This window comes from Pseudenterobacter timonensis (assembly GCF_900021175.1).
Lineage (GTDB): Bacteria > Pseudomonadota > Gammaproteobacteria > Enterobacterales > Enterobacteriaceae > Enterobacter > Enterobacter timonensis.
On sequence record NZ_FCOP01000010.1, the window covers coordinates 688,177 to 701,331 of the forward strand.

A 13,155-nucleotide genomic window follows, 5' to 3' on the forward strand; every position below is an offset into this window, starting at 1 on the left:
AGGGTTAAGTACTGTAGGCCGGGTAAGCGAAGCGCCACCCGGCATTACGAGGGTTAAGCAGGTAACGATTTCAGCAGCGCGAAGGCCTCCTTCATTCTGTCTTCGCTGACCACAAAGGCGCGCATCTGGCCGTCAGTATCGGTACCGCGCGCCACCATCCCCTGAGGCGAAAGGGCAATCTCCCAGTTCAGATCCTGACGCTGCGTTTCGCCTGCGAGATGTAGCGGCAGTTCTGGCGTTTTTACTTTCACCAGCATGGCGGGTAATTTCACCGGGGCGCTGCCGCCAAGCAGGTTTTTCGCAAGGAACATGGCGCTTAACTGAATTGGTTGCAGGAACGGCAGCATCTGGCCGTTAATTTCCGCGCAATCCCCCAGGGCATAAATGTCCGGCTGCGTGGTTTGCAGGTAGCTGTCTACCTTCACGCCGCGGTTTATTTCGGCGCCTGCGCGGTGCGCCAGCGCGGTTTCCGGGCGCAAACCTGTCGCCGCGATCGCCACATCCACGTCGACACTGCGGTTGCGGTCGAGCGTCGCACGAATGCCGTTTTCGGTTCTGCTCAGGCTCTGCAACTGCGATTTCAGCAACAGATGCACGCCCATGTCGGTCAGACGATGCTGTAAGCGACTGCTTACTTCCGCCGGCATCAGCGCTGACAGAATGCTGGCCGCGTGGTCAACCAGAGTGACGGATTTGCCCGCCCGACAGAAATCCATCGCCAGTTCGGTGCCAATCAGCCCGCCGCCGACAATCATTACGCGTTGCGCGTCACGCAGCAGCGTTTCGCTGGCCCGATACTCCTGCTGGCTATTGAGCGTGACCATCAGCTCGCGGCCCTCAACCGGCGGTACAAAGGCAGATGCCCCCGTCGCCAGCACCAGCTTGTCGTAGTGCCAGGTTTTATCTTTCGCTTTCACCACGTGGGCGTCGGCGTCGATATCTGTGACCCAAGTGTACGGAAACAGACGCAGGTTAAACTGTTCGGCAAACTCCCCCGCCGTCTGGCGGGTGAGATCGTCGGCGCGCTGATTCTGGCTAATGACATGGCTTAAATCAGGCTTGTTGTACTCATCCATGCTGTCGGCGGCAATCACCGTCAACGGCACGTTAGCATCCTGTTTGCGGATATTTTTCACCAGCTGGCGGGCGGCAAAGCCCGAGCCGATGATGACGATACCGTGGCTCATTTTGCCTCCGTCGCCAGTTCATCAAAGACATCTTTCCCGAGGGAACATTCCGGGCAGAGGAAGTTGTCCGGGACCTCGCTCCACGGCGTACCCGGCGCGACATCCTGCAACGGCTCGCCCAGTTCAGGGTCGTAAATCCACTGGCAGACGCTGCACTGCATGCAAGGGCCGAGGTCGGCAGTGGCAGGGGCGGCTTCTGCTACGGTTTCCTGCGCAACCGTCGCGACGGGGGCGGTTTCCGGCAGCGGTGCGAGCGCCCACTGACGTGCAATGTCACGTCCGTGCTGACGGCAGAGTTCCAGCGCGTCCAGATCCGGACGCCATTTCGCCTTCAGGCTCAGGGACATCTCAAAGCCGGCGTCCTGCAGGCGGGTAGAGAGGCGATCCACCGCGCCGCCGCTCCAGCCGTGGGAGCCGAAGGCGCTGGCGCGTTTGTTGCGAAAACGCAGGCCGGTCATCTCTTCCACCAGGCCGGCGATTTTCGGCATCATCACATTATTCATGGTGGAGGTGCCGACAAGCACCCCTTTGGAGCGGAAGACGTTGGTCAGGATCTCGTTTTTATCACTGCGGGCGACGTTAAAGATTTTCACCGCCACGTTCGGGTCAACTTCGTTGATGCCCTGGGCAATCGCATCCGCCATCATGCGGGTATTGTTGGACATGGTGTCATAGAAGATGGTGATCCGGTCTTCCTGATAGTCCGCCGCCCACTTCAGGTAGAGCTCGACAATCTGCGTCGGGTTGTCGCGCCAGACCACGCCGTGGGAAGTGGCGATCATATCCACCGGCAGGTTAAAGCCGAGAATTTCATTAATTTTCGGCGTCACCAGACGGCTGAACGGCGTCAGAATGTTGGCGTAGTAGCGCTGGCATTGCTCGAACAGCTCGGTCTGATCCACTTCATCGTTAAAGAGACGTTCGTCGCAGTAGTGCTGGCCGAAGGCGTCGTTACTGAACAGCACCGCGTCGCCGGTCATGTAGGTCATCATACTGTCCGGCCAGTGCAGCATCGGGGTTTCAACGAAAATCAGCTGCTTGCCGTTGCCGATATCCAGCGTGTCGCCGGTTTTCACCACGTTAAAGTTCCATTCCGGATGGTGGTGGTGGCCGGTAATCGAGTCGATAGCGTTGGCGGTGCAGTAGATCGGCGTGTCCGGGATCTGGGTCATCAGCTCGGTCAGCGCGCCAGCGTGATCCTCTTCGGCATGGTTGATGATGATATAGTCGATATCCGCCAGATCGATCTCGTTGCGCAGGTTCTGCACGAACTCACGGCTGAACTTATGATCGACGGTGTCGATCAGCACATTTTTTTCTTCACGGATGAGATAGCTGTTGTAGCTGCTGCCGCGCAGCGTTTTATATTCGGTGCCGTGGAAATCACGGACTTCCCAGTCACGTTGGCCAACCCAATGAATGTTATTTTTAACCAGAATAGACATAGCAACCTCAATTAAATACCACGTTTAAATACGATGGTTTAGCTATATCAATTAGCGTGCCAATTTTTTAATGTGCTGTTTTTAAATGATTTTTATTGATTTTCACCTTGCCTTGATTGTCAAAATGACAGTACGTAGAATAGTCATTATGACAATACAAATAGTCAAAATGACAACGAGGTGCCAATGAGCTTTTCCGTAGATGTGCTGGCGAAGATCGCCATTGAGCTACAGACCGGTATCGGCCATCAGGACCGCTTTCAGCGGCTCATCTCTACTCTGCGTCACGTGCTGGCGTGCGATGCCTCGGCGCTGCTGCGCTACGAGGGGCGGCAGTTTATTCCCCTGGCTATCGACGGGCTGGCGCAGGATGTCCTCGGGCGGCGGTTTACCCTGGAGGGGCACCCGCGCCTGGAGACCATCGCCCGTGCGGGGGATGTGGTGCGTTTTCCCGCCGACAGCGATCTGCCCGATCCCTACGACGGGCTGATCCCCGGTCAGGAGAGCCTGAAGGTGCACGCCTGCATCGGCCTGCCGCTTTTTGCCGGACAGCGCCTTATTGGCGCGCTGACCCTCGACGGCATGTCGCCGGATCGGTTCGATAACTTCAGCGATGAAGAGCTACGGCTAATCGCCGCGCTGGCGGCGGGTGCGCTCAACAATGCTTTGCTGATTGAGCAGCTGGAGCGCCAGAACATCCTGCCGGGCAGCCCGGCACCGTTTGAGCAGGTGCGCCATACCGGGATGATCGGCCTTTCGCCGGGCATGGTGCAGCTTAAAAAAGAGATTGAGATTGTCGCGGCCTCCGATCTTAACGTACTGATTAGCGGCGAAACGGGAACCGGGAAGGAGCTGGTGGCGAAGGCGATCCACGAGGCGTCGCCGCGCGCCGTCAATCCGCTGGTCTACCTTAACTGCGCCGCGCTGCCGGAGAGCGTGGCGGAGAGCGAGCTGTTCGGCCACGTCAAAGGCGCTTTTACCGGCGCCATCAGCAACCGCAGCGGCAAGTTTGAGATGGCCGATAACGGCACGCTGTTTCTGGATGAGATTGGCGAACTCTCGCTGGCGCTGCAGGCCAAGCTGCTGCGCGTGCTGCAGTATGGGGATATTCAGCGCGTCGGCGACGATCGCAGCCTGCGGGTGGATGTGCGGGTTCTGGCGGCCACCAACCGCGATCTGCGCGAGGAGGTGCTGGCCGGAAACTTTCGCGCCGATCTCTTTCACCGCCTGAGCGTCTTTCCGCTCCAGGTGCCGCCGCTGCGCGAGCGCGGCGAGGATGTAGTGCTGCTGGCAGGCTATTTCTGCGAGCAGTGCCGCCTGCGGATGGGGCTTTCCCGGGTGGTGTTAAGCCCTGACGCGCGCCGCTATCTGCTGAGCTACAGCTGGCCGGGTAACGTGCGCGAACTGGAACACGCCATTCACCGCGCGGTGGTACTGGCGCGGGCGACGCGATCCGATGACGAGGTGGTGCTGCACGCCAGCCATTTCACCCGGCACGATGAGAGCATGCCGGTGACGGCTCCGGAAAAACCGCTCGCCCCCCGTCTGAACCTGCGTGAGGCGACGGAGACATTTCAGCGGGAGACCATTGCCCGCACGCTGGAACAGAACAACCATAGCTGGGCGGCCTGCGCGCGGGCGCTGGAGATGGACGTCGCCAACCTGCACCGGCTGGCGAAGCGTCTCGGGTTGAAGGGCTAGATAATGCCCGCCTGATAGAAATCCTGCAGGTTGATGGCACCGCACAGCTTACCGTCGCCATCCACCACCGGGGCGGCGGTGATTTTGCGCTTCATCAACACCTCTTTAGCTTCGACGGCGCGGCTGTCGGCATTAAGCGTCAGCCCGCCTTTAGTCATCGCTTGTGAAACCGGCGACTCCAGCGTGCCGCCGCCCACCAGCCAGCGGCGCAGGTCGCCGTCGGTAAAGACGCCCTGAACAAGGCTGTTAGTGTCGCACACCGCCACCAGCCCAAGCCCCGTGCGGCTGAGCTCCAGCATCGCATCCATGACGCTGGTATCCAGGATGACCTGCGGAACGGCATCGTCGGTGCGCATCAGGTGATGAACCTTGTTGAGCAGGCGTGCGCCGAGCGCCCCCGCCGGATGGGAACGGGCAAAATCCTCTTCGTTAAAGCCGCGCGCCTGCATTACCGCCATCGCCAGCGCGTCGCCCATCATCAGGGTGTTGACCGTGCTGGAGGTCGGAGCCAGATGCATCGGGCAGGCTTCGCGCTCCACGGAAATATCCAGCACCGCTTTTGCCGCCAGCCCCAGCGGGGAGCGGGGTTTGCCGGTCATCGCCAGCAGCGCCACCGACTTCTCCTGCAGGCGGGGAATAATCAGATCCAGCTCTTTCGCCGAGCCGGAGTAGGAGATAAAGAGCAGCACGTCGCGGCTCTCAATCATCCCCAGATCGCCATGCAGCGCCTCCGCCGGATGGACAAAGAAGGCGGGGGTGCCGGTGCTGGCGAGGGTGGCGGCAATCTTCCTGCCGATATGGCCCGATTTGCCGATGCCGGAGACAATCACTTTACCTTCGCACTGGATAACCACGTTCGCCGCGCGCACGAAATCATCGCCAAGGCGGTCGGGCAGGCGGCTTGCCTCCTGCATTTCGAGCATCAGAGCCTGACGCCCGGCGTTTAACAGAAAATCACTCATTTCTCTCTCCGGTGACAATCACGTCGATCCCTTTCGCTTCCAGCGCCTTTCTGAACGCCGGGTCGATACCGGCGTCGGTGATGAGTTTATCGACGCTTTCAAGCGTGCAGACAATGTTAGGGCTTTTGCGGCCAAACTTCGAGGAGTCAGCCATCAGAATCACCTCCCGCGCGGCGTTGCACATCGCTTTACTGACGCTGAACACCTCGTTAAAGGTGGTCACCCCCGCGTTGAGGTCGATGCCGTCGGTGCCCATAAAGAGTTTGTCGAAGCTGAAATGGTCGAAGGCGTTTTCAGCAAGCTGGCCGTGGAACGAGGCTGACTTTTTGCGAAAAGTACCGCCTGGCATCAGGATGGTCTGCTCGTTATCAAACTCGGAGAGGGCGTTGACGATATGCAGGCTGTTGGTCATCACCGTGATGTTATTAAAGCGGCTTAAGAGCGGCACCATCTGCAACACCGTACTGCCCGCATCCAGAATGATGGAGTCGCCGTCGTGGATCAATTTCACCGCCGCCTCGGCGATTTTCGCCTTCTGATGGGTGTTGATCAGCGTTTTATGATCGATAGGCGGATCGGCCTCATCTTTATTGAGCATCACGCCGCCATAGGTGCGTATTACCGCGCCGGCGTTTTCCAGCAGCACCAGATCCTTACGTATCGTGGTGCCGGTGGTCTTAAAGTGCAGGGCCAGTTCTTCAACCGCGCATTTTCCCTGCTTTTGCAGATATTCGAGAATGGCCGCCTGTCGCTGACGTGGTTTCATAGGCGTTAACTTCCTTAGTTGCGAAATGATAATTTCGCAAGCTTATAACGTTCACAACGAAATTATCCATGTTTCAGTTTAAGCGCTAATGATAGTGCATTCTGACAGAGCGGATCATGGGGGAAGATCACATCAGGCTGTAATTCCAGAAGATGTTTACCCTGCATGGCGGGAATTTTTTGGGGGCTGGCGAATACCGTAAGCCCTTTCATAAAGAGCGTATCGGTAACCCGCTGATCTTCATCAAGCGCGACGGCGACCACCACGCGGGGCTTAAAACGTCCGCCGGAACGCCCCACACCGACCCGCCCCTGCAGGCAGAGCTGATCAAAGGCGCGGTTAAAGCGGGAGATCTGCCAGCCGCCCAGCGCCAGTTGGGCGCACCAGGCGATAACGGCGACGGTGATAAGTGCGGAAACCATATTTTGCTCCTTGAGTTTGTGCCGGGGCACGCGGCATGCCGGGATGTAAATGCCGGATGGCGGCTGCGCCTTATCCGGCCCGTCTGGCGCTGCCCGAAAATGTAGGCCCGGTAAGCGCAGCGCCACCGGGCAGTAACAACCTCAGAACATCACCTGCCCGCCGGTCACATTAATCGACTGTCCGGTGCAATACGAGGCTTTCGGGCTGGCGTAAAACAGCAGCATGTTCAGCACGTCCTGATAGTCGCAGCCGCGCTTCAGCGGCACTTTATCGATGTAATACTGCTCCACCTCTTCCGGCTTAATGCCAAGCTTGGTGGCGTACTGCGGCAGCAGGGACTGGAACATCGGTGACTTCAGCAGGTTGCCGAGCATCAGCGAGTGGACGGTGATGCCATATTCCGCCAGATCCAGCGCCAGCGACTGGGTCAGCCCCACGCCGCCGAACTTCGCCGCGCTGTAGCCGGAGTTGTGCTTGCTGCCCACCTTGCCCGATTTGGAGTTGATCTGAATGATACGACCCCGGACATTGTCGCGGATCATCAGGCGGGAGAACTCCCGGGCGCAGAGGAAATAGCCCACCAGGTTCACCTGCAAAGAGCGGTCGAAATCGCCCAGCTCAAAATCGCTGATAAAAGCCGCTTTGGCGATCCCGGCGCTGTAGACCAGCAGGTCGGTGCGCCCGAAGATCTCATCCACGCCGCGGGAGAGGGCGATAACGCTCTGCTCGCTGGTGGCGTCGGCGCCAAAGCCGTAGGCCGTCCCTTCGCCATGCTCCTGATTAATCTCTGCGGCGACTTTCGCCGCCTTTTCACTCTGGATATCGACAACCGCCACGCGGTAGCCTTCTGCGGCCAGCCCACGGCAGAGAAACTCCCCTAAGGTTTGTCCCCCACCAATGACAACGGCAACCTGATTCATATTTTTCTCCTTATTAAGCGACAAATTTTAAAACGCAGCCGGTATGAATCGCCTGCGGCACGGGGCCGGCGACATGCACGGTGCCGGGATATTCCGCCGCCTGCTGACCGTCAAAACGCAGGGTGATATGCCCCAGTTCGCGCAGGTTTTGTTCCGCGACATCGCCAACGGCGGTGACGGGATAGCTGGCTTCCCCCAGCGTCAGCTGGCTGCCCGGGCGCAGCGAGCCGTTCAGCTCCCCGTGGCAGTGGATGAAACAGAACGCTTCGATATCCGCCGGCGCCCCTTCGCGGAAGGTAATCAGCATAGAATCGCTAAGGGCCTCGGCGGCGCTCTCGCCGATGCGGGTGATAGTGGTCTGGTAAATCACGGTCATAGCAAAAACCTCTTATTGATAGATAAAGCCGGAGACAAACCAGGCGATCAGCACCGTCGGCGCGCCGGTCAGGAAGCGGCTCACCAGCACGGAGGGCACGCCGACGCGCACCGTCTCCTGCCGCGCCTCGGCAAGAGAAAGCCCCACGGGGATAAAGTCGCACGCCGCCTGAGCGTTGATAGCGAACAGGGCGGGGAGGGCGAGATGGGGAGGAATATTGCCAAGGCCAATCTGCACGCCAATCAGGACGCCAATCACCTGCGCGATGACCGCGCCGGGGCCGAGAAAGGGGGAGAGCAGCGGGAAGGAGCAGATCAGCGCCAGCGTCACCAGTCCCAGCGGATGGCTGGCCAGCGGCGCCAGGCCATGCGCGATCCAGTCGCCAAGCCCGGAGGCCATAATGATGCCGATGAGCGCCGAGACGAAGGCCATAAACGGCAGAATGGTTTTCAGCACCGTGTCGATGGTGTCGCGCCCGGACTGGAACAGCACGGCGACGGCGGAGCCCATCCCCATACCGACCTTCGCCAGCAGTCCGTCGCTCTGTTCGGTGATCTTTTTGCTGGTGTCGTAATCACGCGAGGGAGCCTTTTGTGCCGATGGTGCTGGCGCCGCGTTACCCTCCGCGAGGCGGATATTCTCCTCTTTCACGCCGGAAACGTAGATATCCTCCACGATATACTGCGCCAGCGGGCCCGATTTGCCGGTCGCGTGGATATTGATCGTCGGAATGCGCCGCTTGGGGTAGATGCCGCAGCGCAGAGTGCCGCCGCAGTCGATCACCGCCACGCCAATCTCCTCTTCTGGAGGTTCGCCCTCTTTAAAGCCATCCACCGCCTCCCAGCCGGTTAACACGCGCAGCCTGTCGACAATCGCCGGGCGGGTGCCTGCGGTGATATAGACGATCTTTTTGCCGTCGATAACGTCGAGCTCCAGCGGGCCGCCCCAGCCGCCGGTGCCTTTTTCAATACGGATACGGTTCATGCTGCGGCTCCTGAAAGGTGAACTTTCTGTTCAAGCTGGATACCCATCTTCTTCTCGAAAATGGCGGTGGTGAGGTCGGTAACCCAGCCGCGGAAGAAATTGGTGACCAGACCGACCAGCAGATAGCTGACGGCCAGCGGCCCCAGCGGCAGGCCAAGCGTGGTGAGGCCGCTGGCGATGCCGAGGTAAACAAACAGCTCCCCCGGGTTGATATGCGGGAACAGCCCGTTCATGGAGTGGCAGCTGTAAGAGGCGGCGGCGTAGTAGCTCGGCTTATACTTCTCCGGCATGAAGCGGCCCAGGCTTAAGGTCATGGGATTACAGAATACAAAGGTGCCGATGCAGGGCAGCAGCAGGTAACGGGATACGGGATTCCCGGCGCAGCGCTGGGCGAAACGTTCGATCCGCTGCTGGCCGATAAAGTTAATCAGCGCGTTCATGATCACCAGCAGGCTAATCAGCAGCGGCAGGATACCGGTCACCATGCCGGTAAAGACTTCTCCGCCTTTCTGAAACAGCCCGATGAACCACTCGGCGCCATGGGTGATGGTCTCTATCATTCTTCTCTTCTCCTCGGGTCTCTTTATGATCTAACCGTGACTAATAATAATCACTTTGAAAGGTTTTAAAGCGTTAACTGGATCTCACAATGAAAGAAAAAATGATCATTATGAAAGAAAAGTGGCGAGGTGAACCTTTTAACCCCTCCGGCAGAGGCTAAAAAAGTAGGGTGGCCGAAAGATTTTTTGACGAATCGCGTGTGCCGCTTCCTTGAGGCATTGCGGATGCTTTACCATAATTGCCTCTTCCCGAATTGTTAAATGGATGTCCCATGTTCAAGCGTCGTTATGCAGCTCTATTACCTGCGCTGATCCTGCTCTCCGCCTGTAGCAGCAAACCGAAAACCGATACCGCTCCCCAAGTCGCAGGCGCCCCCTCTGGCGGCCTTCTGCTGGAGCCGCAGCACAATGTGATGCTGATGGGGGGCGACTTCGCCAATAACCCGGCGGCGGAACAGTTCGTCGACATGATGGTGAGCAAGCATGGCTTCGACAAACAGCAGCTGCAGGAGATCCTCTCTCAGGCGAAACGGCTGGATTACGTGCTGCGTCTGATGGATCGCCAGGCGCCGACGACGCAGCCCCCTGCGGGGCCAAACGGCGCATGGCTGCGCTATCGCAAGCAGTTCATTACGCCTGATAACGTGCAAAACGGGGTGGTGTTCTGGAATCAGTACGAAGATGCGCTCAACCGCGCGTGGCAGGTGTACGGCGTGCCGCCGGAAATTATCGTCGGCATTATCGGCGTGGAGACCCGCTGGGGCCGCGTGATGGGGAAAACCCGCATTCTCGACGCGCTGGCGACCCTCTCCTTTAACTACCCGCGCCGCGCCAAATACTTCTCATCCGAGCTGGAAACCTTTCTGCTGATGGCGCGCAATGAGCAGGACGATCCGCTCGATCTGAAAGGCTCCTTTGCCGGGGCGATGGGCTACGGTCAGTTCATGCCATCCTCTTATAAAGAATATGCCGTGGACTTCAACGGCGACGGCCACATCAACCTGTGGGATCCGGTCGATGCCATCGGCAGCGTGGCGAATTACTTCCAGGCTCACGGCTGGGTGAAAGGCGATCCGGTGGCGGTACAGGCTAACGGCCAGGCGCCCGGGCTGGAGAACGGCTTCAAAACCAATTACAGCGTCTCGCAGCTGGCGGCGGCGGGCTTAACGCCCATGCAGTCGCTGGGCGATCACCAGCAGGCGAGCCTGCTGCGGCTGGATATCGGGACGGGATATCAATACTGGTACGGCCTGCCGAACTTCTACACCATCACCCGCTACAACCACAGCACCCATTACGCGATGGCGGTATGGCAGCTGGGGCAGGCGGTGGCGCTGGCGCGCGTGCCGGCAGCCTCGCCGTTTAGCCAGTAACTCTCTTTCCACTTCACGCCGGGCGACAGGTTTCGCCGCCCGGCGCTCTGCTTTTTTTCTGAAGCCTCCTCGTAAAATCGCCACCTCGTCCCCATATCCCCTGAGAAAGTGCTATCTTGTCCTGCATCTTTTCAGGAGCCAAAGCGATGATAACTGACCATGAATTAATGCAGTTGAGCGAGGTGGTGGGGCTGGCGTTAAAACAGCGCGGAGCGACCCTTACTACGGCGGAATCCTGCACCGGCGGCTGGGTGGCAAAAGTGATAACCGATATTCCCGGCAGCTCCGCCTGGTTTGAGCGCGGTTTTGTGACCTACAGTAACGAAGCGAAGGCGCAGATGATTGGCGTGCGTGAACCGACGCTGGAGCAGCACGGCGCCGTCAGCGAACCGGTGGTGGTGGAGATGGCGATTGGCGCGCTGCGTGCGGCCCGCGCCGACTATGCGATCGCGATCAGCGGCATTGCCGGGCCGGAAGGCGGCAGCGATCTTAAGCCCGTCGGCACCGTCTGGTTTGGCTTCGCCACCGCCCGGGGAGAGGGGATAACCCGCCGGGAATGCTTCAGCGGAGACCGCGAAAGCGTGCGCCGTCAGGCAACGGAATATGCGTTAAAAACGCTCTGGCAACATTTTCTACAAAAGGCTTGATACTGTATGACTATACAGTATAATTGCACCAACAGAACAGAAATCCATGGTGAGGCGCAGTTGCTTCTCCAGGCACGTCAGGAGTAAAAATGGCTATCGACGAAAACAAACAGAAAGCGTTGGCGGCAGCACTGGGCCAGATCGAAAAGCAATTCGGTAAAGGTTCCATTATGCGCCTGGGTGAAGACCGTACCATGGATGTTGAAACGATCTCCACCGGCTCGCTTTCTCTGGATATCGCACTGGGCGCGGGCGGTCTGCCGATGGGGCGTATCGTAGAAATCTACGGTCCGGAATCCTCCGGTAAAACCACCCTGACGCTGCAGGTTATTGCCGCCGCGCAGCGCGAAGGTAAAACCTGTGCGTTTATCGACGCCGAACACGCGCTGGACCCGGTCTATGCGCGCAAGCTGGGTGTTGATATCGACAACCTGCTCTGCTCTCAGCCAGATACCGGTGAGCAGGCGCTGGAAATTTGTGACGCCTTGGCGCGCTCCGGTGCGGTAGACGTGCTCGTTGTCGACTCCGTTGCGGCGCTGACGCCGAAAGCGGAAATCGAAGGCGAAATCGGCGACTCTCACATGGGCCTTGCGGCTCGTATGATGAGCCAGGCGATGCGTAAGCTGGCGGGTAACCTGAAGCAGTCCAACACTCTGCTGATCTTTATCAACCAGATCCGTATGAAAATCGGTGTGATGTTCGGTAACCCGGAAACCACCACCGGCGGTAACGCCCTGAAATTCTACGCTTCCGTCCGTCTGGATATCCGCCGTATCGGCGCGGTGAAAGAGGGTGATAACGTGATAGGTAGCGAAACCCGCGTGAAGGTGGTGAAGAACAAAATCGCGGCGCCGTTTAAACAGGCTGAGTTCCAGATCCTCTACGGTGAAGGTATCAACTTCTACGGCGAACTGGTTGATCTGGGCGTGAAAGAGAAGCTGATCGAAAAAGCGGGCGCCTGGTACAGCTACAACGGTGACAAGATTGGTCAGGGTAAAGCGAACGCGATTGCCTGGCTGAAAGAGAACCCGGCTGCGGCGAAAGAGATTGAGAAGAAGGTGCGTGAACTCCTTCTCAACAACCAGGACTCTAAACCGGACTTCGCGGTTGATAGCGAAGGTGCGGAAGAAACCAACGAAGATTTCTGATAACACGCTTTATCAGACAAGGGTCGCTTAATGCGGCCCTTTTGCTTTTGGCGTTCAGGAGGTGAGTTATGAATGAATCCACATCGCGCCGTCCGGCCTATGCCCGCCTGCTCGATCGGGCCGTACGTATTCTTGCCGCGCGCGACCATAGCGAACAGGAGCTGCGGCGCAAGCTCAGCGCGCCGGTCATGACCAAAAACGGCCCGCAGGCGCCGGAAGGAACGGAAGAGGATATCGACCGGGTGATCGCCTGGTGTCATGAACAGCACTACCTTGACGACTCCCGTTTTGTGGCGCGCTTTATCGCCGGGCGCAGCCGTAAAGGCTACGGTCCGGCGCGTATTCGTCAGGAGCTGAATCAAAAAGGCATTGCCCGGGAGAGCATCGAAAAAGCGATGCGCGAATGCGATATCGACTGGGCTGCGCTGGCGCGGGAGCAGGCCATTCGTAAGTATGGCGAACCGCTGGCGAAGGAATTTTCGGAAAAAGTCAAAATCCAGCGTTTCTTACTCTATCGCGGCTTTCTGATGGAGGATATTCAGGATATCTGGCGCAATTTTACCGATTGAACGCATGCGGGATTTTACTTCCGTTCCAGGAAAACTTATCTTATTCCCACTTTTTCAGTAGCTGGCCCCGCTTACCCGAAACGGGTGTCGGCTG

At 58.5% G+C, this 13,155-nt stretch carries 14 protein-coding genes; 5 read left to right on the forward strand and 9 right to left on the reverse strand.

Annotation, left to right across the window (positions count from 1 at the left end; genetic code table 11):
* Positions 1-53: 53 nt before the first annotated feature.
* Both norW and norV read right to left on the reverse strand, forming a co-directional pair.
* A complete protein-coding gene (norW, locus tag BN3796_RS05695) occupies positions 54-1,187 on the reverse strand; it encodes an NADH:flavorubredoxin reductase NorW (protein ID WP_061707407.1) in 1,134 nt (377 codons plus the stop codon).
* Positions 1,184-2,632, reverse strand: coding sequence for an anaerobic nitric oxide reductase flavorubredoxin (norV, locus tag BN3796_RS05700; protein ID WP_061707408.1), 1,449 nt, complete (start codon positions 2,630-2,632; stop codon positions 1,184-1,186). Before norV ends, norW begins: the two co-directional genes overlap by 4 nt.
* 186 nt (positions 2,633-2,818) lie before the next feature.
* Between norV and norR the strand changes: the two genes are divergently transcribed.
* Positions 2,819-4,333, forward strand: a complete 1,515-nt coding sequence (norR, locus tag BN3796_RS05705) for a nitric oxide reductase transcriptional regulator NorR (RefSeq protein ID WP_061707409.1) — start codon at positions 2,819-2,821, stop codon at positions 4,331-4,333.
* Here the strand turns inward: norR and gutQ are convergent.
* The 7 genes from gutQ to srlA form a co-directional block, all read right to left on the reverse strand.
* A complete protein-coding gene (gutQ, locus tag BN3796_RS05710; protein ID WP_061707410.1) occupies positions 4,330-5,295 on the reverse strand; it encodes an arabinose-5-phosphate isomerase GutQ in 966 nt (321 codons plus the stop codon). The genes norR and gutQ overlap by 4 nt on opposite strands.
* Positions 5,288-6,061 (reverse strand): glucitol operon DNA-binding transcriptional repressor SrlR, encoded by a 774-nt coding sequence (srlR, locus tag BN3796_RS05715; protein ID WP_061707411.1) that lies wholly within the window; start codon positions 6,059-6,061, stop codon positions 5,288-5,290. The genes gutQ and srlR overlap by 8 nt, the downstream gene beginning before the upstream one ends.
* A 62-nt stretch (positions 6,062-6,123) precedes the next feature.
* A complete protein-coding gene (gene gutM / locus BN3796_RS05720; protein ID WP_061707412.1) occupies positions 6,124-6,483 on the reverse strand; it encodes a transcriptional regulator GutM in 360 nt (119 codons plus the stop codon).
* A 141-nt stretch (positions 6,484-6,624) separates the two neighbouring features.
* Positions 6,625-7,404 (reverse strand): sorbitol-6-phosphate dehydrogenase, encoded by a 780-nt coding sequence (gene srlD, locus BN3796_RS05725; RefSeq protein WP_061707413.1) that lies wholly within the window; start codon positions 7,402-7,404, stop codon positions 6,625-6,627.
* Between the two features lie 13 nt (positions 7,405-7,417).
* Positions 7,418-7,780, reverse strand: coding sequence for a PTS glucitol/sorbitol transporter subunit IIA (srlB, locus tag BN3796_RS05730; protein ID WP_061707414.1), 363 nt, complete (start codon positions 7,778-7,780; stop codon positions 7,418-7,420).
* A 12-nt stretch (positions 7,781-7,792) separates the two neighbouring features.
* Positions 7,793-8,764: a PTS glucitol/sorbitol transporter subunit IIB gene (srlE, locus tag BN3796_RS05735; protein ID WP_061707415.1), complete on the reverse strand. Its 972-nt coding sequence runs from the start codon at positions 8,762-8,764 to the stop codon at positions 7,793-7,795.
* The gene (gene srlA, locus BN3796_RS05740; protein ID WP_061707416.1) at positions 8,761-9,324 is read right to left on the reverse strand and encodes a PTS glucitol/sorbitol transporter subunit IIC; all 564 of its coding nucleotides are present in this window, start codon (positions 9,322-9,324) and stop codon (positions 8,761-8,763) included. The genes srlE and srlA overlap by 4 nt, the downstream gene beginning before the upstream one ends.
* A gap of 272 nt (positions 9,325-9,596) precedes the next feature.
* On the opposite strand from srlA, the gene mltB reads away from it, so the two are divergent.
* The 4 genes from mltB to recX all read left to right on the forward strand — a co-directional run bounded on the left by mltB (position 9,597) and on the right by recX (position 13,061).
* A complete protein-coding gene (mltB, locus tag BN3796_RS05745; RefSeq protein ID WP_061707417.1) occupies positions 9,597-10,697 on the forward strand; it encodes a lytic murein transglycosylase B in 1,101 nt (366 codons plus the stop codon).
* A 149-nt stretch (positions 10,698-10,846) separates the two neighbouring features.
* Positions 10,847-11,344, forward strand: coding sequence for a nicotinamide-nucleotide amidase (pncC, locus tag BN3796_RS05750; protein WP_061707558.1), 498 nt, complete (start codon positions 10,847-10,849; stop codon positions 11,342-11,344).
* Between the two features lie 89 nt (positions 11,345-11,433).
* Entirely contained in the window at positions 11,434-12,492 is a 1,059-nt protein-coding gene (recA, locus tag BN3796_RS05755) for a recombinase RecA (RefSeq protein WP_061707418.1), read from the forward strand.
* A gap of 68 nt (positions 12,493-12,560) precedes the next feature.
* Positions 12,561-13,061 carry a recombination regulator RecX gene (gene recX / locus BN3796_RS05760; RefSeq protein ID WP_061707419.1) on the forward strand — a complete coding sequence of 167 codons (501 nt, stop codon included), beginning with the start codon at positions 12,561-12,563 and terminating at the stop codon, positions 13,059-13,061.
* Positions 13,062-13,155 lie beyond the last annotated feature (94 nt).